Here is a 20,435-nt window from a genome sequence, read left to right on the forward strand (position 1 = left end):
GTCCGCGCCGCCCCTCTCAGCCGGTCGCCGGCCACTGCTCCGGCGGCGCCGCAATGCGCGCGACGAAGGCCGGCGGCGGCGCGCCGCGGGGCCGCCACGCGCCCCAGTCGCGGCGCAGGCCCAGGACGTCCCGCGCCAGCAGGTTCAGGAACAGCCCCGGGCCGCTCGAATAGATGCGCCAGCCGCCGTCCACGGCGATGGCCCCGGCCCGCACCCGCTCCCATTCGGCGTCGGCCTGGGCGCGGTTGTCGAAGGCCGCGTCCGAGCTGCTGAAGTAGGCGTTGCGCTGGCGGGGGCTGGCGTTGGGCGTCACCGCGCAAACGTCCGCCGGATTGACCTGCGCGAGCGCCGTCACCAGCGCCTCCTGCAGCGCCGCGCGCCCGGCGTCGTCCCGCGCCGCCGCCAGCAGCGCCGCCAGCGCCTGGGCGTATTGCAGGTGGGCGTGCGTGTACATCAGCCCGATCTCGCGGCCGAAGCAGGCCGCCGACTCCGCGCGGCGGAACATGGTCTCCACGCCGCCGCGATAGGGCAGCGGCCGGTCCATCAGCCGCACGCCGTCCGGCCCGGCGAGGTGGTCGCGGATAATGGCCAGATGCCGCTCCGCCTGCTCCGGCGTGAACAGCCCGCCGGCGATGGCCCGCGCCATGGGCAGCATTGAGTAGCGCACCCCGGTGCGCCGGTCGGAGGGATGCAGCAGCAGCTCCGGCGGCGCGCCGTCGTACCGCCCCTGCGCGAACAGCCCGTAACCGGCGATCACCCCGTCGCGGATCAGCAGCGCGTTGACCTCGCGCCTCATCGCCTGCGCCTCACGGCGCAGCCCCTCCGCCCCGGGGCGCCCGGCCCGCTCCAGCACGGCGGCGTAACGGACAAGCTGCTGGTACAGCAGCGCCACCGTCCAGCTGCTGACCATGCGCCCCTTCAGCGAGGGGTCGGCCGGCTGCAGCGAATCATTCCAGTCGCCCTCCCCCAGCCGGACGAGATGCGTGCCCGGCAGATACTGGCTGGCCACGGCCTGCAGCAGCACGTCGACGTGTCCGGCCAGCGGGGCGGTTTCCGCGGTGGCGCTTGCGTCGTCGTAATTGCGCCAGGGAACCTGCGCGTCGAGACAGCTGACGTCGCCGGTGGCCTCGATGTAGTCGCAGACCATTTTCAGCGGCCAGATGATGACGTCGCCGTGGCTGGAGCGGTCGCGGATGAAGGAATAGGGCGGCGGCATGAACCACTGCGACCAGTCGCCCCGGCCTGCGTACTGCTCGGCGAACACCGCCAGCATGATCTCCCGCGCCGGCGCGTCATGCCCCAGCGCCAGCAGCATCTCCACGGGCCCCTGGCAGACGTCGCGCGTGCCCCAGGCGGCGCCGGTGTACTGCTCCAGCCCGTGCGGAACGGAAACGTGGATGAGGGCGTTCTGGACCAGCCACGGCGCCGCCAGCGACAGGGCCTGCGCCCGCGCGTCCCCGCTCACGGCGAGGCCGCGCGTCAGGCGCGTCCAGTAACGGGCGGCGGCGGCCCGTTCGGCGTCTGCGTCCCACCGCGCCGCCTCATCCGCCAGGGCCAGCGCCGCCGCCGGGTCGGTGAGGCTGCCGGTGACGATGAAGGAAAAGGCGTTCACCGCCCCGGTGGCGATGACCAGCCACGGCTCGCGCGCTTGGGGAGCGTCGCCGTCATACAGCGCCTCCGAGCCGGCGATGAGCCGGACCGCCGCCGGATCGCCCGCCTGCACGACATAAACCGATTCCGGATAGCGCTGGCCCCACAGCGACTGCGGGTCCGGCCGCAGCAGGACGCGGCCCGCGGCGGCGTCCACCACCGCCGCGGCGCTCTGGGCTGCCTCCCGCTCGCCCATGACGCAGTGACCGGCGACGAGCAGCCGCGCCGGCGCGCCGTCCGCCGTCACCTCCCAGCGCAGCACGGGACGGGCGACGCTGGCGAAAGCGCTGACGGTGACGCGGCCCCGCTCCGTCGCGTAAATCCAGCGGCAGCCGTTGAGGCTGATCTCGAAGGCGGAGGGCGTGGCCAGCAGCCGCCAGCCGTCGCCCTGGTCCACCAGCAGGCGCAGCCCGCTAGCGCGGGTGATGTTGAACGGGTCGCGCGAGACCGAAAACAGCTTGTGAAACGAGGTGTTGCCCAGGGTGAGCTGCGCGCCGAACACGCCGTGCATCCAGCAGGTCGCGCAGAAAATGTCGTCCGCGGGCAGCACGCCCTCGCCGGTGCGGATGATGGCGCCGTGCCGGCGCTGCATCGCCAGCTCCTTGTCCCGCAGCGCCACATGGCGGTTATGGTCGCCGTCGGGAACGAAGAAGGAAGCCAGCGCGCCGTCGATGCGCTCCTCCGAAAGGCGCTGCGGCCACAGGGCCGCGATTTCGGCCTCCGTGAGGGCGCGCACGGCCAGGGACGGCGCGGTCTGCAGCAGCGAACGCCGCGCCGGCCGCAGCTCCAGCCCAGCCGCGGCCGGAGGCGCCGCCGCGCACGCCGCCAGGGCGGCCGTGACCGCCGCCAGGTCGCCCGCGCCGGAGGCGGCCGGATGGTCCGGCTGGAACAGGCCGAAGAAACCGGTGACCGCCGCGCCGCCCGGCGCCAGCGTCACCGGCGCGGAGAGCAGCGCCGCGCAGGCGGTTTCGCGCTGCAGAACGCGTGAGGGCAGCGGCGCGCCGAAGCGCGTGGCCAGCGTCCCCGCGCCACGGAAGGCGGGGCCGAACACGTCGGCGGCGTCGGTGGCGTAGCCGGCCACGGGCGTGAGGCCGCCATGGGCGGCCCACGGGCGGCGGCCGCCCTGGTCCAGCGCCTGGCGGCTGAGGATCACCGGACCGCGGTCGCCGTCGCGGACCACGGTGTGGTCAATGTACTGGCTGGCGTAGGCCTCGTTGTTCATCAGGAAGCCGCGGTCGCCGAGGCCCAGATCCTGGATGAACAGCACGTCGGCGCGCGCCACGGCGGCGCCGTGGTTGCGCAGCTCCAGCCGCCAGGTCCACAGCGGCGCGTGGGCGTGCAGGCGCAGCGTCAGCCGCCAGGCGAGGTCACGGGGCGCGCGCCCCTCCCAGACGGCGCAGTCGCCGGCCGCGGCGAAGACGCCGTCAAAACCGGGGCCGAGCAGGTCGGCCGGCGCGTCCTCGCCCCCCACGCGCAGCACGAGGCGGCCGATGCCCCAGGCGAGGCCGGAGCCGGCGACCTGGCTGATCATCACCGCCCCCTGCCCGTCCGCAGGCTCATGCGCCAGCCAGCAAACGGCGCCGTTGGGCAGGACGCCGGCGGCGATTCCCTGGCCGCCGGCTGCGCTGATGCGGATGATTCCCGCGTCCCCGGCGACGGGCAGCCGCCATGCCGGCGGCCGCGCGCCGGCGGAGTCCGTTCCGGTCAGCCCTGTCATGCAGCATCTCTCCCCTGGCGGCTGCGCCGGGCGCGCCGCGGCGCCCTGCGGGCGCGTCCGGCGGACCATCCGCCGCGCCGCCATTGCGGCCGTGGTCCGCGCCCATGGTCCTGCGCGACAAGGTTATTGCGTTTCCTGCGCCTTCTCCAGGGGCAGTTCGGCGATCATCACCGAGGGGTCCTCGCGGTCGGCGCGGATGGAGAAGCCGAGCTTGCGGCACACGCCGAGCATGGCCTGGTTGTCGCGCAGCACCTGGCCGACAACCTTGCTGATGCCGTCGGCCTTCGCCCATTCGATGATGAGGCGCATCAGCTCCATGCCGAGGCCCGTGCCCTTGAGGTCTGAGGCGACCATGATGGCGTATTCGCCGGTGTCATGGTTGGAATCGGCGTGCAGGCGCACCACGCCCACCATGCGGCCGGTGGCGGCCTCCATGGCGACGAAGGCGATGGCGCGGGCGTAGTCCACCTGGACGAGGCGGGCGACGAAGGCGTGGTTGAAGTCCCGCACCGGGGCGAAGAAGCGCAGGCGCAGGTCGTCTTCGGACACGCCGCGCATGAAGTCGATGAACATCTGCTCGTCTTCCGGCCGCACCGGCCGGACGAAGAACACCCGGCCGTCGCGGGCGGTGATGGCGCGCTCCCACGCCTTGGGGTAGGGCCGCACCGACAGGCGCGGATGGCCGGAGACGCGCCGCGCCCGCTTGGGGGCGGGCGCCACGCGCACCCGCGCGTTGAGCGCCACCACGCCCCGCGCGTCCGAAAGCAGCGGATTGATCTCCAGCTCGCGCACCTCCGGCAGGTCCACGGCGATCTGGGACAGCTTCACCAGGGTCATGCGGATGGCGTGCTCGTCCGCCGGCTCCATGTCGCGATAGCCCTTGAGGCGGCGCGCCACGCGGGTGCGGGCGATGAGCACCTCGGCCAGCTTCAGGTCGAGGGGCGGCAGCGCCAGCGACACGTCGTTGATCACCGCCACGGCGGAGCCGCCGCGGCCGAACATGATCACCGGGCCGAACTGCGGGTCGTCGGTGATGCCGACGATGAGGTCGCGGGCCTTGCGGTCGCTGACCATGGGCTGGACGACGAAGCCGTCCAGCCGCCGCTCCTGCGCCACCTCCATGAGCTCGGCGGCGGCGGCGCGCACGGCGGCCTCGTCGCGCAGGTCGAGGCGCACGCCGCCGATGCGGGTGCGGTGCAACACGCCCGGCGCCACCACCTTGACCACCACCCGCTCGCCCCGCTCCAGCAGCGGGCGGGCCGCGGCGGCCACGTCGCCGTCCAGCGGCACGAAGGTGGCGGGCACGGCCGGAATCTCATAGGCGCGCAGCAGCCCCTGCACCTCCACCGGATCAAGCCACTCGCGGCCGCCGGCGATGACGCCGCCGACAATGGCGCGGGCCTGCTCCACGTCCGGCGCGAAATCATGCGGCAGGGCGTCGGGGGTCTCCATCAGCAGGTCGAGGGCGGCGCGGTAGCGCACCAGGTGCATGAAGCCGGCGAGCGCCTCGGCCTCGGTGCGGAAATGGGGAATGCCGGCCTCGTCGAAGATGGGGCCGGCGTCGCCGTCCGAGGACATCCACACCGCCAGCACCGGCTTGTGCAGCGCCCGGCCGCGGCGGTGGTTCCGGACGGTCTCCACCAGGGCGCGGGCGCTGGCCACCGGGTCGGCGAGCGCGCTGGGGATGTTGATCACCAGCAGCGCGTCCACGCCCCGGTCGAGCAGGATGGCGGGCGCCAGCTTCGCCAGCGACTCCGGGTCCATGTAGCCTGTGGTGTCGACGGGATTGGCCACCGGCGCGCGCTCGGGCATCACCTCCTCGAGGCGGGCGCGGGTTTCCGGCGCGAGCTCCGCCAGCTCGCCCTGCAGGTCAAGCAGCCGGTCGTGGGCGACGGCGCCGACGCCGCGGTCGTTGACCATGATGGCGAGACGCCGGCCATAGAACGGCCGCTGGCGGCCCAGGGTTTCGGCGGCGGAGAACAGCTCGTCGAGGTCGAACACGCGCAGCAGGCCGGCGCGGCGGAAGGCGGCGTCATGGACGGCGTCGCGGGTGGCGAGGGCGGCGACGCTGGTCATGTCGGCGGTGGAGGGGCGCGCCTCGTGCCGGCCGGGCTTGAGCACCACCACCGGCTTGGCGCGGGCGGCGGCGCGGGCGGCGGCCATGAACTTGGGGGCGTCGACCACGTCCTCCACATAAAGGATGATGGAGCGGGTGCGGTCGTCGGCGGCGAAATAGTCGAGGCAGTCGGCCACGTCGATGTCGGCCTGCTCGCCGATGGAGATGACGCCGGAGAAACCGATCTGGTGCTGGCTGGCCCAGTCGACGAGGCCGTTGGCGATGGCGCCGGACTGGGAGATGAGGGCGAGATCGCCCACGCCCGGCATGCGCGCCCCGAGGGAGGCGTTGAGGCGCACGCGCGGCGAGATCACGCCGACGCCGCCAGGGCCGATGAGACGCAGCCCGTGCCGGCGCGCCTCCGCCTGCACGGCGGCGACGATCTCCGGCGAGCTGACGCCGTGCGAGGGCGGCGCGAGAATGGCGGCCGAACAGCCCATGCGGCCGGCCATGGCGACGTTGTCGACGATGGTTTCGGAGGGCGAGACGAGGACGACGAGATCCGGCGGCGCGGCGGCCAGCTCCTCCAGAGAGGCGGCGAAGCTGACGCCGGCGGCGCCGCGGAGGTCTTCGATAACGTGCTCCGGGCCGGTGAAGGCGGGATTGACGGCGTAGACGGGCCCGCGAAAGCCGCCGGCGAGCAGGTTGTTCAGCAGTACGCGGCCGAGAGACCTGGGCCTGCGGCTGACGCCGACCACAGCGACGGATTCGGGCCTGAACACCCGGTCGAGACGGTATGTGCTCACGCTGCTCCCCCTGCGTACGGCCCCGGTCGCGGTCCGCGCCCTGCGCCGCCGGTCGCCGGCGATTCAGGCGGCGCGCACGGCCAGTCTTCCGCCATGCGCAGCCGGAGGCAATAGACGCGGGCGCGCTGTCCGGGCGATGCGGGCTGTACTGGCCGCCAAAACTGGCGCCGTGGCGGCGCCAGCCTGCGTCCTGGCGCCACGGCCGGCCGCCCTGCCCGCTTCCAGGGCGTCCCGGCGCCAGGGGGCGGAATCCCCACGTCGTATGCTCCATCTCCGCCGCCAGCGCCTCCGGACACGCCTCAGGCGGGCGCGCGTCTGGCGGCGGATACGCGCACATGTGAACGCGCGTGGATGCTCCGGTGATGGATGGCGCCGCGCGGACAGGCGCGCGCCGCAGCGTGCGCACGCAGGTTCCTGCGCGCGCACGCGCGGCCGCGACGCGTTTTTGTGCACAGCGGCGGGCGGAGCGCCCGCCCGGCGATTGTCACCATGGCGCGTCGCGCTTATGTTTCGCGCCAGTTGGGGCGTAGCCAAGCGGTAAGGCAGCGGTTTTTGGTACCGCCATTCCCAGGTTCGAATCCTGGCGCCCCAGCCATGTCCGCCAGGGCGACAACAACGGCATGCCGCCGCGAGGGCCTGTCCGGTCAATGCCGGCCGGGCGACCGGGCCGGCCGGTCCCCATCCGCATGACGCCCCTTCAGCCCAGCTGACGCGGGCCTGTTTCGCACGGCGAAAACCGCACGAAGCCCCCTCCCGGCTAAAGGATGCGCGCCGCGCCTCACCCGAGGCGCAAAAGCGGCTTGCTGAACGCCGCCCGTCGCTGTCAAGCTGACGCAATAAGCAAAATCAAGGTGAGTCGGGAGGATTAATGACGGAACAGGCCAGTAAAACACGGGCGCGCGCCGCCGTACTTCTGCGCGCCGCCATGGAGGCGCTTGACGAGAGCGGCGGCAGTCTCCCCTTGCGTGATGTAAAAGCCGCCGTGGCCCGGAAAATCAGACTGGACGCGTATGATCTGTACCAGTATGAAAAGACCGGCTACGTGAGATGGGAAAGCATCCTCCATTTTTATTCCATCGACGCCACCAAAGGCGGATTCATCCGGAAGAGCGACGGGAAATGGCATCTGACGGATGAGGGTCGCGCGGCGCTACGCTTGCCGGGGATGCAGCTCCTGGACGAAGCGCAACGCCGGTACCGCGTCTGGAAAGCAGGACAGTCGCCAACCGCGACGGACAGCGATGAGCCGGCCCGTTCCGCGTCGGCGCAAATGGACACGGCGACGGAACTGGGCGAACGGGCGTTTGTTCTGGAACGCGCTGAGGCTGAAGCACGGGCGGAAATCGAAAGCCATGTCAGGTCGATGGGCCCGTACGAGTTTCAGGAGCTGGTGGCGGCGCTGCTCCGGGGCATGGGATACGCAACCCCTGTCATCGCGTCACGCGGCCCGGACGAGGCGCAGATATCCTCGCATACCCCGATCCGCTCGGCGCATCGACGCCGCATGTCAGGGTCCAGGTCAAACACCGGCCGGATACGAAGGCCGGACGGGAAGATATCGCAGCCCTGCGCGGCATACTCCGCCCGGGCGTCGAGATCGGCCTTTTCGTGTCGTCTGGAGGATTCACGCCACAGGCCATCGCTGAGGCGCGCAACATCGGCGTCCATATCCAGCTGATGGACATGGACGACCTGCTGAGAAACTGGCTGGCCGTGTTCGACAGGCTGACGGAAGAGGACAAGGCGCGGCTCCGCCTGCGCCCCGTATTCTTCCTTTCACCGGGATAGCCGGAGGAACAATACATGGGCGTTCTGGTCGGCGTTCTGGTCGGCGTTCTGGTCGCGCGCCTCCCCCGCCCTCCGGAACGCGCCCATTCTTCTCCCCCTTCCCCACACATTTTTTTTCGACGTGAACGACGCAGCCTTGCAAAAGACACAAATCGCGTCTACAAGCATGAAGCATCGAACTGCTGATGAACTTTCCGGACCGCCAGCGCGGCCGGCGACTTTCTCCCTCAATTCGATCTCACCGCGTCCGGTTTTCCGGACGTCGTTTCTCCATGTCGATTTGAAAGGAAGTCGCCATGAACACCGGTATCGTCAAGTTTTTCAACGCCACCCGCGGCTACGGCTTCATTACCCCGGACGCCGGCGGCGCCGACATCTTCGTCCATATCTCGGCGGTCGAGCGCTCCGGCATGGCCTCGCTGCATGAGGGCCAGAAGGTGTCCTTCGACGTCGTGACCGATCCCCGCAAGGGCAAGTCCGCCGCCGAGAACCTCAGGGCCGCCTGAGGAACCAGACGACGGCGGCCGGCCAGTCCGGCCGCCTCACGCCTGCGCCTCCCTCACGCCCCGCCCCCCCAACGTGCAATCAACAATACGCAAGAACGCACACGGAGTTTTTTTGTTAACTGGCGTCATTCAGTTTTACAGCCCGCTGAAGGGCTGTGGTTATATCCAGCCTGACGATGGGTCAGCGCGTGTTTTCATGAGTTCCGCGGACATCCGCCGGGCCGGCCTCACGTCGGTCCATGTCGGCAAGCGCGTGCGCTTCACGCTCGCCGCGCCGGAACAGGCCGGCGACGCAGGCCCCGACATCCGGCGGCCGCCACAGGCCGCCCTCTCCTGCTGATCCTGCGCAGCCGCCCGGCTTCCCCAAAGGCGACCGCCGGAGCGGGAAGCGTCCGGGCGCGTTGCCCCGGCGACGCGCCCCGCCGCGGCGACAGCCGCGCAGCGCAGCAGCGCCAGAGCCGCCCCACCGGGCGGCTTTTTCGTGCGCGCCGCAGAATCCCCGGTCGCGGCGGCGCCGCGCCGGCGGCTCAGCGCATGTCGAACAGCTCCTGGTGAAAGCGCCGCGCCGTATCCACGCCATGACGGGCGAAATCCCGCCGCAGGGCCGCGCCAAATGCGGGCGGGCCGCAGAACCAGATGCTCGCCTCGCGCCAGCGGGGCGCCATGGCGCGGATGCGCTCGCCAGTGAGACGCCCGTCCCGCCGGCTGTTGACGACGTGCAGCGTCACGCCGGCGGCCTCCGCGTCCTGCCGCAGCCGCGCCTCGCCCTCGGGACTGTCGTCCGGGGTCGCGTGGAACAGGTGGATCTCCTGGCGCGGCGCCGCGTCCGGCCCCGCCCGCCGGCGCAGGGCGAGATCATGCATGCGGGCGATGAACGGCGTCACGCCGATGCCGCCGGCCACCCAGACCTGCGCCGGGCGGTCGTCGTCAAAGGTGAAGCAGCCGTACGGCCCCTCCACCACCACCCGCTGGCCCACGCGCAGCCGCTGGCGCAGGGCGCCGGTGAAATCGCCCAGCTCGCGGGTGAGAAACTTCAGGCGGCGCGCCTGCGGATCCCAGGCCGAGGCGATGGTGAAGGGATGCGGATCTTCCGTGGCCGGATCGCCGCTGAGGAAGGCGAACTGCCCCGCCCGGTGTCCCGGCCAGCCGTGCGGCACGGCGATCTCGCCCTCCAGCACGCGCAGGCCGGGATAATAATGCAGGCGGGTGATCTCGCCCTTCACCTTGCGCCCGGCGCCGATCCGGCGCGTCAGGGACATCGCCGCCGCGACCGCGCCGCACGCCAGCAGCGCCCCCAGCAGCAGCCCCAGCGGCGTCGTCCAGTAGCTGAAGCGCGCCAGAATGACCGCATGGAAAACGAGCGCCAGATAGAGAACGGCGACCAGCCGGTGGGTCCTGCAGAAAACGTGATACGGAATCCGGCGCGCCAGCGCCACGATCACCAGCAGCGCGACGCCGTAAAAGGCCCATTCGCCAGCGGTTTCGGCGGTTCCGCGCATGGAGCGGAACAGCTGCTCCAGCTCGCCGTCCGCCGGCGGGCGCGGGCCGCGCGCCCTGCGCTCCAGCAGGCCGAGAGCCGCCGCCCATTTCGGCCCCTTCGCCCACAGCCAGTGCATGGTCGCCAGCGCCAGGGCGGCGACGCCCAGCCATTTGTGCAGGCGGTACATGCGGTCGAGCCCGCCCAGCAGCCGCTCGGGCCAGCGCGGGCGGGCGGCGAGAATCACCGCCAGGCTCATGCAGCCGATGGCGAGAACGCCGCTGAGCTGCACCATTGAGCCGCGCATGGCCAGCAGGCCGGCGGAAGGCGCGGGCAGGTCCTCCACCAGCAGCCACAGAACCGCGGTGAGGGCGAGAAAGCCCCAGAATACCCTGACGACCGGCCTCATCGGGCGCCCCCCGGCTGCCCCGGGGGCAGTCGCGTCGTTGACCCTGCGCGGTCTTCTGCGCACCCGTGGCGGCGGCTGTCATTGATCCTGGTCAAGCGTCCGGCGCATCGCGCGGCCCCAAACGGCGCGGCCAGAGCCGGCTGCAACCGGTCCCGCGCCGGACACCTGCCTGCGCGACCTGCAGGCGTTCGCGCAGCGCGCGCCTTCGCCATCGCCGTCAGCGCGGCCGCCGCGCCACGGCTCCCCGTCTTGCCGGCGGCTCTCCACGTCCCGGCGTGTTTTCGCTGCGGCTGCGTCAGTGAAAACCGGCGACAAAGCCGCGACGCAAAAACCTCCGTCCGTGCCCGTTTCTTCCCCATTTCCGCGAGAAGGAGCGTGACTTTTGCGCGGCGTCGCCGGCTCCGGGCGCTTCCGCCAGACGGCCATTGCCCGGCGTGATGCCGAGCAGCCGCCGGTCACACGGCGGACCGGCGGCGACGTCGCAGGGCGCGCGGCGGACAGCGGCGCCGTCACATGCGCCGTCACAGTGGACGCCGTCACGGGGGAGATCCATCGGGAAGCCGCCAGACGGGCCCGCCGCAGCCCTGGCGGCGGCGCAGGCGGCGCGCGGCGAAAGCTCGGGCGGCGCGGCGAACAGGAGGCGCGCGAAACCCCACCCAGGCGGAGCCATGCCGACACGCCGCCATGGGAGCGACAGGCGGGGCGGCCGGCGCGACGGCGCGGCCGCCGGGATCAGCCAAAGAGATAGATCGTATATATTCCTGCTGACAGAAATGCAGTATAAATACAGAATTCTACCGTTGAATTAAACACAATTTCCCTCAGGACGACACGCTTAACCTGTGAGGAAACAGCGCTGCCGCAGATTCGTTCCGGGACCAGCCCGCGTTTTCATGCAGTGTTCTCATGAAGTCACCGGCCATATTGCCGCAGGACGCCGGCGACATTCTGGCAGGGCGTGCGCGGCCGTCGCCTGCGCAGCGCCTGCGGCTGCGTGTCCGGCGGCCGGACCTCCAGGCTGCGTGGCCGACGAGGAAGCAGGTCACCGCCGTCGCCGCCATCGCGCCCGGAACGCCACCCGGCGGCTGTACGGGAATGGCCCGCGAAACGAGAGGTTTTCAGGCATGTCCGCGTTCACCCTTGTCCGCGGCCAAGGAGCGACGCCGGGATCGCTGTAGCGCTGCCGGCTTGATTATATGATATGTATGAGTGAGGGTGCCCTTCCACCGACCTCTGGCGGTTTAGCGCAACAACGGTCCATACGGCCGTGCCATATGACATAAATTCTGAATATACGACGCGGGTTTAGGTTGTCCGTTGCAAGACGGATTTGTATCAGAAGCGGAATGATAACTGCGGTGAAAACCGACAGGAATGGACTACTCGCGGATTGCGAGGCATAGAAGCTGAACCACGCACTGTACGCTTGGATGGGTGTGGATACGATGTATAACGCGCCAGAGGCATCTTGTTTATCCAAACCGGCAATCGACCGGCTTGCGAGCGGCGTTGCCCGTCAACTTGGATTTACGCCAGGAGACGAAATCGAGCCAATAGTTGAGAAACTTGGCGGCCACATAGAATTTCGTAGTTTGAGTGAAGTTGCCGATCCAAGCTCTGGTTCAATTCGCATTAACGACGACGGCACATTCGTTATATTCTTGCCATCCCACACTGGCCATCTCAGAAATAGATTCACAATTGCACACGAGCTTGGCCATCTGGTTGTGCATTTTTTATGGCCACGCCACCAAAATAAATCTGTCGGCCCGATAGAGGCGCGTCGATATGGAACTGGGCGCGTCGAATGGGAAGCCAACTGGTTTGCGGCAGGTTTTTTAATGCCCGCCGAAGATTTCCGCGACTATGCAAACAAATATAATTATAATAATATATTATTATCTGTTAGATATAAAGTTTCCCCCATGGCGGTCGATGTCCGCATTAAATCGCTCAATTTGCGTTGAGGATGCCCGACCAAGGGGATCAAGATGGACGATCTTGGACCATTCCGCCCAAAGCTGCGCATGTTTATGAGTGTTGATATTGTTGGCTCTACAGTTTTTAAGCAGTCAGCCAAAAATCAAGCCGCAACTGATACTAAGGTACCTGCAGAAGCTTGGTTTTCACCTATAGTGCGCTTTTATCAAAAAATGGAAGCTTTCCTCCTTGAAGAATGGGAGGATTATAAAAAAACATCCAAAGAATATCATTTACCTCCTGGACCAGATCCAGAAATATGGAAAGGCGTTGGAGATGAGCTTATATATCAAAAAGAACTTACTGATCACCGTCAAGCCTTTGGCTGCATGCATTGCTGGATAAATGCTGTAAATCACTATCGCAAAGAGCTACAACAACAATCACCCTCCCTCGACCTTAAAGCTTCAGCTTGGCTCGCAGGCTTCCCGGTGAATAACGCCGAAATAATCATACGACGCAAGGGATCAGCACCAGCCAACAATGGATTGACAAATGAGCAGCCAGTTGATGATTTTGTCTATGAAAACGCGATGTTGCTTGAGAAATATTACTCAGATTCTGATCGTCACGATTTGATACAAGATTTTGTTGGCCCAAATATCGATGCTGGATTTAGAGTATCTCACTTGGCATCACCAAGAAAACTTGTAATGACCTTGGACCTCGCATTACTGGTAGCTACTGGCGACAGAACCAAACCGCATCATTTTAAATATGATGGCTTTGTATATCGATACGACGGAAGAGTTTCGCTCAAAGGGGTACTTGGCGGTGCTCCATATCCAGTTTTCTGGATTGATATGCAAGCGGAAGAGCCGGAAGTTATTGCCGAAGAAAAGGTCACTTCAGCGCCCAGAGCAGAGGCAAAGGACTTGGAGCAATTTGCTGAAGCGTTTATAGTAAAAAACTCAAGGCTTATTGATCGCCCATATATTATCAGCAATACAGAAACCGTGTTCAATAAGATGCCAGACAGTCATTCAAGTCGACAACGCGATTTAGCAATGTATTACCAAAATCAAAAAGCAATCCTTCAGGAAGAAATTACAGCTGCAATAAAAACAGATTTCGACGACGATATCAATATTTCACATCCAGGCGAGGATGCATTAAAAAATTTTGAGTTATCGATACATCCGCGTGATAACTAGTTAGCTCGCCGTCGCAGGAGCCTCTCCCCCGCCGCCTGGACTCACCAGCGTAGATTGCGTTAGCTTCTAACCCGCCACGTTGCTTGGTGGCGGGCCTTATTTGGACGAGATGCGAATGTGACACCTCTTAACGCATCATGCGGCAAGTACCAGCCGCCTGGGCAAACCGGAGATTGCGCAATTCTATGCCATGCTGGCAAAGGCCTAATAAAGACGTGCGCAAGCGCTACCGCGGCGATCCTGACGCTGCCATTCACAACGGTCGCTAACGGACGGTCCAACAGAGCCCCCCCGCCTCCCAGCATGGCAACCCCGCAGCTGAACCGGATAATGGGCCGGCCATTCGAACTCCCGGTGGGCGCTCGAATCACACCGAAAACACTACCCTGTTCCAGGGTTGGCTGGCGTTCGCCGCTACGGTGACCACCTAGCAGCTACTTCACTCATTTTCTATGAGTGATAAAGCTTTGGCCAAATGCCAAACTTGCGACTGGCGCGCCCGACACGATTCGAACGTGTGACCTTTGCCTTCGGAGGGCAACGCTCTATCCAGCTGAGCTACGGGCGCTGACGGAGCGGACATTATCCGACACGGCCCGCCTCCGCAATCACCGGATCGGTTTCCGCCGCGGCCACAGGCCCGGAGGTGTTGATAAGGCGCCGCCCCCCGTGCTTCCCCGCCCCGGCCGCGCCGGCGGAGCGCCGGCGGACCGTCCGGAGGGGGCCGGTCCGCGGCCGCGCAGACGCCGCGGCAGGAGGGCGCGCCCGCGCAACGCCGCCCCCAAAGTCCCGCGCCGCCGGATGACAGTCATAACGGGCCCCGGCCGGCCCTTGCGGTCACGATCCGCCGTCCGGCGCGCCGGCGCGCCCCTGCAGGGTCCGCGCAAGCGCCGGCCCCGGCCGTGCGCCCTGCGTCGCTCAGGCGCCGGCGCGCGCCGCCAGCCAGGCCAGCGCGCCCGCCGCCGCGCGCGCGCCCAGCGCGAAACACGCCTGCAGCAGGTAGCCGCCGGTCGGCGCGTCCCAGTCCAGCATTTCCCCGGCCACGAACACGCCGGGGCGGGCGCGCAGCATCAGCATGTCGTCCACCGCCGCGGCGCTCACGCCCCCCGCGGATGAAATGGCGCGCTCCAGCCCGGCCAGCCCGGTGACGGCCAGCGGCAGGTTCCGGATGCGGCGCGCAAGGGCCTGCGGCTCCAGCTTCAGGCTGTCCACGCCCTCGCCGAGATCCGCCTCGCGCAGCAGCGCCACCGCCACCGGCGCAAGGCCGGCCGCCCGGCGCAGCCAGGTGGCGCCGGAACGCGAGCCGCGCGGCGCCGACAGCCGGCGCGCCAGCTCCGCCCCGTCAAGGTCCGGGCGCAGGTCAAGGCGCAGCCGCGCCGCGCCGTCCGCCGCCAGGGCGGCGCGAATGGCGCGCGACAGCGCGTAAACCGCGCCGCCCTCAAGGCCGCCGCGCGTGACCACGGCCTCGCCGCGCACGCTCTCCCCGCCGCAGGCCAGCGCAATGCGCTTCAGCGGCTGGCCGGCGAAACGCTCGCGGAAATACGAGGACCAGGCGATGAGCGCGCCGCTGTTGGAGGGAGCGAAGGGCGCCAGCGTCACGCCCGCCGCGGCCAGCGGGCCGGTCCAGGCGCCGTCGGAGCCCATGCGCGGCCAGCTGGCGCCGCCGGCGGCCAGAACGGTCACGTCCGGGCGCGGGTTGAGCTCGCCGCCGGGCGTGACGATGCGCAGGGCGCCGTCCGCCGTCCAGCCGCGCCACTCGGCGCGCGTCGCCAGGGTCACGCCCAGCCCGTCGAGACGCCGCAGCCATGCCCGCAGCAGCGGCGAGGCCTTGAAGCCTTGCGGAAACACCCGGCCGCTGCTGCCGGTGAAGGTGGGCTCGCCCAGCTCCGCCGCCCAGGCGCGCAGCGACGCCGGCGGAAAACCGGCCAGCGCCGCCGTCAGCCATGCCGGCGGCGCGGCGCCATAGCGGCGCACGAACGCCTCCATGGGCTCGGAATGGGTGAGGTTGAGACCGCCGCGGCCGGCGAGCAGGAACTTGCGCGCCGGGCTCGGCATGCGCTCGTACACGGTGACGGCGACGCCGGCGCTGGCGAGACGCTCCGCCGCCATCAGGCCGGCGGGGCCGGCGCCGATCACGGCGGCTGCGCGGGGCGGAAGCGGGCGGGCGTCGGGCATGGCGGTGTCCGTGCGGTGAAAGCGTCGTCCAGGAGGAGGCGTGGCGCGGCGCCGCGGCGGCCGCGCGCCTGTCTTAGTGCATTTCCGGCGTGAGCGTATGCGGTTTTCGCAGGAAACCGGCCGGCGCCGGCGTCGCCTTGACCGTCTGCGCGGCGGAAGCCACAAATAACGTCACGGACAGCAGGTCACGCCGCCATCTCCGCCGCACCCGGCCGGAACAGATCCGCCCCGCCTGCCCCGCAGCGCGGGCGGCCACGGCTGGCGCGCGCCGGCGCGGCGGGACAACCGGGAGGAAACGCGCCTTGACCACCGCCGTCGCCGGCCCCGGCCGCGCCCATCTGTTTTCGCGCCTGCATTCGGGCGTGCTGCGCCTTGAGCACCGCGTGGCGATGGCGCCGCTCACGCGCATGCGCTGCCCGGGAGAGATTCCGCAGCCGCTCAACGCCGTCTATTACGGCCAGCGCGCCAGCCGCGGCGGGCTGATCATCGCCGAGGCCACCCAGGTGCATCCCACCGGGCGCGGCGCGCCGGACACGCCCGGCATCTACACGAAAGAGCAGGTGGAGGGCTGGAAGGCGGTCACCCGGGCGGTGCACGCGCGCGGCGGGCAGATCTTCCTGCAGCTGTGGCATGTGGGGCGGGTGTCCCATCCGTCGCACCAGCCGGACGGCGCCCTGCCTGTCGCTCCTTCCGCGGTCGCCGCCGACATCAACGTGCTCACCCGCGACCGCCAGCCCACGCCCATGCTGACGCCGCGCGCGCTCGCCGACGCCGAGATCCACGCCCTGATCGGCGCCTGGCGGGACGCCGGCCGCAACGCCCTGGAGGCCGGCTTCGACGGCGTGGAGGTGCACGGCGCCAACGGCTACCTGCTGGAGCAGTTCCTGCAGTCGCGCAGCAACCGCCGCGACGATCACTGGGGCGGCTGCATCGAGAACCGCGCCCGGCTGCTGCTGGAGGTCACGCGCGAGCTGGCCGCGGCCTGCGGCCCGGAGCGGGTGGGCGTGCGCCTGTCGCCGTTCGGCGTCGCCAACGGCTCGGGCGAGGACGACCCCATGCCGCTGTACGCCCATGTGGTGAAGCAGCTGGCGCCGATGGGCCTCGCCTATCTCCACCTCATCGAACCGCGCGCCAGCGGCGCCGGCCAGCGCGAGGTGAACCATGAGGGCGCGCCGCGGGCGGCGGAGCTGTTCCGGCCGTTGTGGCCGGGCGTGCTGATATCCGCCGGCAACTACACCGGCGACGAGGCCGGGCGCACCATCGCCGCCGGCCACGCCGACGTGGTCGCCTTCGGCCGCTATTTCACCTCCAATCCGGACCTGCCGGAGCGGCTGCGCTCGGGAGCGCCGCTGACGCCCTATCACCGCCCGACCTTCTACACGCCGGGCGAGAAGGGCTACACCGACTTCCCGCGCGCCGACGGCCAGCCGGCCTGACGCGCGCCCACGGCCCGGCGCCCGGGCGATGCAGGGGCGCGCGCAGGGTATGGCTCCGCTCGCCGGCCCGCGCGCCCGCTCCGCGGCCGCCGCCTTGCCCGGCGCCGCGTCCCCCGTGGCGCGGCTCAGCGGGCCAGCGGCAGCAGCGCGCGCGTCGCCGGAAAGCGCAGGTACACGCTCAGCCAGGCCATGACGCCGAGGGCGAGGCACGCGAGCTGCGACGGCGACGCAAGCTCGCCGATGCGGAAATGCATGCAGATGGCGCCGCCGAGAAATCCGGTGACGAGGACGGCGCCGAGCGCCGACGTGGCCGGAATGGCGAACAGCGCCGCGCAGGCGGTGATGATCGCCGCCAGCTCCGGCGCCATCGCCGGATCGAAACCGGTGAGCTTCATGTCCTCGCGCAGCACGTCGACGGCGAAGAGCAGCACCGCCGCGTCCGCCGCGAGCGCGGCGACGACCAGCGCCGCCAGAATGCGGCCGGTCCACACGGCCGCCCAGATGAAACAGAACCAGACATCGCGCCCCCATGGCTCCCGACATGACGTCGCCCGGCGTGTCGCCGGTCCGCGACGCGGTTTTTCAGGAAGCGCGCCACGTTCACGACGCAATATTACTTGCGCGATTCCCCACGCGCGAAAACATGATTCTGGAAATACTTCAGGCCAGCTGGCCGCACGGACGCAACGGACCGCGACAACAAAAGGGGCCGGCCCGGACGGCGCCGGACCGGCCCTGCGGCGGAGGCGCGGCGGGGACGGCTCAGCCGTCGATGGCCTCCACCGCGCGTTCGGCCATTTCGCGCGCCAGCGGCTCCAGCTTCGCCGCGTCCTCGCCGGCGGCGTTGCCGGCGCGCACGCGGTCGTTGATGCCCAGGAAGATCACGGAGAAGCGGAACAGGGCGAAGGCCATGTGGAACGGCTTCAGCTCGGAGGTCGGGCGGGCGTGCCTGTAGTAATGCGCCACGAACTCCTCCTCGGAGGGAATGCCGAGCGCCTTGTGGTCGAGGCCGCGGATGCCGCCGTACTGCTCCGGCGTGGTGCGCCACGGAATGCAGGCGAAAGCGAGATCCGCCAGCGGATGGCCGAGCGTGGCCAGCTCCCAGTCGAGAATGCCGACCACACGCGGTTCGGTGGGGTGGTAGAGCATGTTGCCGAGGCGGAAGTCGCCATGGGCGATGGCGACGCGGCCGTCGTCCCCGGGCATGTTGGCGGGCAGCCACTCCACCAGCCGGTCAAGGGCGGGGATGCGCTCGCTGGGGCTCTCGTTGTAGGCGCGGGTCCAGCGGGCGATCTGGCGCTGGAAATAGTTGCCGGGGCGGCCGAAATCGCCGAGGCCGACCTTCTCCGGCTCCACCGCGTGCATTTTCGCCATGGCTTCGGCGAGGCCGAAATACACCTGGCGGCGCTCCTCCGGGACCAGGCCCGGCAGCGAGCAGTCATGGAACACGCGGCCCTCAAGGCGCTCCATGATATAGAACGGCGTGCCGAGCACGTCGCGCTCCCCGTACAGCAGCACGGCGCGCGGGGTGGGCACGTCGGTGGGGTTCAGCGCCTGCAGGGCGCGGAATTCGCGGTCGATGGCGTGGGCGCCGGGCAGCAGCTTGCCCGGCGGCTGCTTGCGCAGCACCAGCCGGCGCGCGCCGTAGTCGACGAAGAAGGTGGGATTGGACTGGCCGCCGGAGATTTTGGTGACGCTGAAATGCTCCGGCTGCTCGCCGAAATAGCCTTCCAGAAAGCTGCGCAGCGACGCGCGGCCGCTCTCGCCGTCCAGCGCGTCCGGCTCCCTGACCTGCCCGGCCATGTCTGATCTCCTGGGTTATGCGTGACGGGACGCCCCGCCGTTTCGTGGCGTCACGTAAACCCATTGTCGCAAAAAGTGTACCGCCAATACGCCGCAGCGCCGGCGCCGCCGGCGGACGTCGACAGTTTTCCGCGCCGCCGGCCGGCCCGCGCCCCGGAGCCCCGGGACGCGCGGCCGCAGAGCGGCGCGCCGGGCGGCGGCGCGGAACTGCGCGACGCCCCCGGAACGGCGGCTGGCGCGCGCCAGCCGGACGCGCGCCTGTCACAGGCAGGAACCAGGGATGCCGGACGGACCCTGCCCCGCCGCGGCGCCGGACCCGGCGGAGCGCGCCGCGCCCTTCACATGGCGGCGCCCACATGACGCCGCTCACATCGCGCCTTCACATGGCGGCGCCCACATGGCGCCGTTCACATGGCGCCGTTCACATGACGCCGTTCACATGACGCCGTTCACATGGCGGCGCTGAGGCGGGTCATCGCCAGCGGCGCCGCGTCGCTGCGCGCGGCGAGCCGCACCTGGTCGACGCCCTAGGCGAGACCGGCGAGAACCGTCAGCAGACACATGCCCGTGCGCGCCAGACGCGGAACGGGCAGCAGGCACACCAGCAGGCCCATGACGCCGACGCTCGCCGTCACCACCAGAAGATTGCTGATTACTGACGCTGCCACAGTGTCTCTCCCAAAAGCATCCGTGTGACGCCAGACCCGGACGCCGTGCGCGCCCGGCGGCGGCTGTCCCCAGCCGGAACCATCCGGCGCCGGCTGGCGTAACGTCCGCTTTTCGCGCCTGTTACGCTGCGACAGCACCGGTTAACGTTCTGTTAATACATAACCGATCCGGCGAAGCGGACGTGACGTCTTGAACATACGCTGCAACATACGCTGTGCATGCGCCCCTGCGGGTGCGCCAGCGCACATGCGGCGCGAAGGCGCCGCAATGCTGTCACCGTTTCGCCCCTTCCCCTCATGGTTCGCCCCTTCCCTGGTGAGTCTCTCCCGGGGCCGGCGCCACGCCTGCGGCGGCGGCAGGGCTGGAAATAGCCGCAAACATGGCGACGCGCGCTCCCCGTTTCCAGACGGCGCGCCCCGGCGGCCAGCAGATTTGCCCCGCGCCGGCGCCCCTGCTCCGCCTTTTCCCGCCGTCCGCGCTCTCCCGCCTCCTTCGCCCCCCTTTTGCTGCGCCGGCCGCGGCGCGTCGTCCCGGACGCCGGCGCGCGCTCCGCCCCGGTCCCTGCCGTCGTGGTCACCGGCGCCTCTCACCCTCTGCCCCTCTTGCTTCAGCACACGCCCTTCGCCGTTCCCCACCGCCGCGCCCGCCAGCGCCTCGCACCCTCCAGCCCCGGCGCCGTCATGGCCGGGCGCAGACGAAACGGCAGGGAGCGCCTGCGCCACGACGACGGCGCGCGAGGCGGCTGAGACGGCGCGTCTGACCGGGGACCGCCCCGCGCGGCCCGGGGCGTCCCGGCATGGCGGGAATCA

12 protein-coding genes, 2 tRNA genes and 2 pseudogenes are annotated in these 20,435 nt (G+C 69.3%); 8 read left to right on the plus strand and 8 right to left on the minus strand.

Going from position 1 to position 20,435, the window contains the following annotated elements; genetic code table 11:
- Positions 1-16: 16 nt before the first annotated feature.
- Both ACFFJB_RS09165 and ACFFJB_RS09170 read right to left on the minus strand, forming a co-directional pair.
- Positions 17-3,367, minus strand: a complete 3,351-nt coding sequence (locus ACFFJB_RS09165; protein ID WP_376830903.1) for a cellobiose phosphorylase — start codon at positions 3,365-3,367, stop codon at positions 17-19.
- A 123-nt stretch (positions 3,368-3,490) separates the two neighbouring features.
- Complete coding sequence (locus ACFFJB_RS09170) at positions 3,491-6,229, minus strand: bifunctional acetate--CoA ligase family protein/GNAT family N-acetyltransferase (RefSeq protein WP_376830904.1); 2,739 nt, start codon at positions 6,227-6,229, stop codon at positions 3,491-3,493.
- Positions 6,230-6,749: 520 nt separating this feature from the next.
- Here ACFFJB_RS09170 and ACFFJB_RS09175 point away from each other — a divergent pair.
- The 5 genes and pseudogenes from ACFFJB_RS09175 (at position 6,750) to ACFFJB_RS09195 (ending at position 8,863) form a co-directional block, all read left to right on the plus strand.
- Positions 6,750-6,824 (plus strand) — tRNA-Gln (locus ACFFJB_RS09175).
- A 330-nt stretch (positions 6,825-7,154) separates the two neighbouring features.
- Positions 7,155-7,373: pseudogene (locus tag ACFFJB_RS09180) on the plus strand (winged helix-turn-helix domain-containing protein); the annotation flags it as partial.
- A 320-nt stretch (positions 7,374-7,693) separates the two neighbouring features.
- Positions 7,694-7,870 (plus strand): annotated as a pseudogene (locus ACFFJB_RS09185) (restriction endonuclease); the annotation flags it as partial.
- 443 nt (positions 7,871-8,313) lie between these two features.
- Positions 8,314-8,523, plus strand: a complete 210-nt coding sequence (locus ACFFJB_RS09190; protein WP_376830905.1) for a cold-shock protein — start codon at positions 8,314-8,316, stop codon at positions 8,521-8,523.
- Positions 8,524-8,596: 73 nt separating this feature from the next.
- A complete protein-coding gene (locus ACFFJB_RS09195) occupies positions 8,597-8,863 on the plus strand; it encodes a cold-shock protein (RefSeq protein WP_376830906.1) in 267 nt (88 codons plus the stop codon).
- A gap of 187 nt (positions 8,864-9,050) precedes the next feature.
- Here ACFFJB_RS09195 and ACFFJB_RS09200 read toward each other — a convergent pair whose 3' ends face one another.
- Positions 9,051-10,409: a ferredoxin reductase family protein gene (locus tag ACFFJB_RS09200; RefSeq protein WP_376830907.1), complete on the minus strand. Its 1,359-nt coding sequence runs from the start codon at positions 10,407-10,409 to the stop codon at positions 9,051-9,053.
- A gap of 1,445 nt (positions 10,410-11,854) precedes the next feature.
- Between ACFFJB_RS09200 and ACFFJB_RS09205 the strand changes: the two genes are divergently transcribed.
- Both ACFFJB_RS09205 and ACFFJB_RS09210 read left to right on the plus strand, forming a co-directional pair.
- Complete coding sequence (locus ACFFJB_RS09205) at positions 11,855-12,376, plus strand: ImmA/IrrE family metallo-endopeptidase (protein WP_376832617.1); 522 nt, start codon at positions 11,855-11,857, stop codon at positions 12,374-12,376.
- Between the two features lie 24 nt (positions 12,377-12,400).
- Positions 12,401-13,543, plus strand: coding sequence for a hypothetical protein (locus ACFFJB_RS09210; RefSeq protein WP_376830908.1), 1,143 nt, complete (start codon positions 12,401-12,403; stop codon positions 13,541-13,543).
- A 491-nt stretch (positions 13,544-14,034) separates the two neighbouring features.
- Here the strand turns inward: ACFFJB_RS09210 and ACFFJB_RS09215 are convergent.
- A tRNA-Arg gene (locus ACFFJB_RS09215) sits at positions 14,035-14,111 on the minus strand.
- 350 nt (positions 14,112-14,461) lie between these two features.
- Positions 14,462-15,718 (minus strand): BaiN/RdsA family NAD(P)/FAD-dependent oxidoreductase, encoded by a 1,257-nt coding sequence (locus ACFFJB_RS09220; protein WP_376830909.1) that lies wholly within the window; start codon positions 15,716-15,718, stop codon positions 14,462-14,464.
- A gap of 302 nt (positions 15,719-16,020) precedes the next feature.
- Between ACFFJB_RS09220 and ACFFJB_RS09225 the strand changes: the two genes are divergently transcribed.
- Positions 16,021-17,154, plus strand: a complete 1,134-nt coding sequence (locus ACFFJB_RS09225) for an alkene reductase (protein WP_376830910.1) — start codon at positions 16,021-16,023, stop codon at positions 17,152-17,154.
- Between the two features lie 125 nt (positions 17,155-17,279).
- Here the strand turns inward: ACFFJB_RS09225 and ACFFJB_RS09230 are convergent, their stop codons facing one another.
- The 3 genes from ACFFJB_RS09230 to ACFFJB_RS09240 all read right to left on the minus strand — a co-directional run bounded on the left by ACFFJB_RS09230 (position 17,280) and on the right by ACFFJB_RS09240 (position 19,625).
- Complete coding sequence (locus ACFFJB_RS09230) at positions 17,280-17,645, minus strand: DoxX family protein (protein WP_376830911.1); 366 nt, start codon at positions 17,643-17,645, stop codon at positions 17,280-17,282.
- Between the two features lie 271 nt (positions 17,646-17,916).
- On the minus strand, positions 17,917-18,957 hold the full coding sequence (locus tag ACFFJB_RS09235; RefSeq protein ID WP_376830912.1) for a phosphotransferase family protein: 1,041 nt from the start codon (positions 18,955-18,957) through the stop codon (positions 17,917-17,919).
- A gap of 527 nt (positions 18,958-19,484) precedes the next feature.
- The gene (locus ACFFJB_RS09240) at positions 19,485-19,625 is read right to left on the minus strand and encodes a hypothetical protein (RefSeq protein WP_376830913.1); all 141 of its coding nucleotides are present in this window, start codon (positions 19,623-19,625) and stop codon (positions 19,485-19,487) included.
- Positions 19,626-20,435: the final 810 nt, after the last annotated feature.

Source organism: Camelimonas abortus, from assembly GCF_042432745.1.
GTDB lineage: Bacteria > Pseudomonadota > Alphaproteobacteria > Rhizobiales > Beijerinckiaceae > Camelimonas > Camelimonas abortus.

Bases quoted from the DNA above. Each gene is read 5' to 3' on its own strand.
- ACFFJB_RS09200 (WP_376830907.1), bottom strand. From the start codon at position 10,409: ATGAGGCCGGTCGTCAGGGTATTCTGGGGCTTTCTCGCCCTCACCGCG.
- ACFFJB_RS09190 (WP_376830905.1), top strand. From the start codon at position 8,314: ATGAACACCGGTATCGTCAAGTTTTTCAACGCCACCCGCGGCTACGGC.
- ACFFJB_RS09210 (WP_376830908.1), top strand. From the start codon at position 12,401: ATGGACGATCTTGGACCATTCCGCCCAAAGCTGCGCATGTTTATGAGT.
- ACFFJB_RS09220 (WP_376830909.1), bottom strand. From the start codon at position 15,718: ATGCCCGACGCCCGCCCGCTTCCGCCCCGCGCAGCCGCCGTGATCGGC.
- ACFFJB_RS09235 (WP_376830912.1), bottom strand. From the start codon at position 18,957: ATGGCCGGGCAGGTCAGGGAGCCGGACGCGCTGGACGGCGAGAGCGGC.
- ACFFJB_RS09165 (WP_376830903.1), bottom strand. From the start codon at position 3,367: ATGACAGGGCTGACCGGAACGGACTCCGCCGGCGCGCGGCCGCCGGCA.
- ACFFJB_RS09205 (WP_376832617.1), top strand. From the start codon at position 11,855: ATGTATAACGCGCCAGAGGCATCTTGTTTATCCAAACCGGCAATCGAC.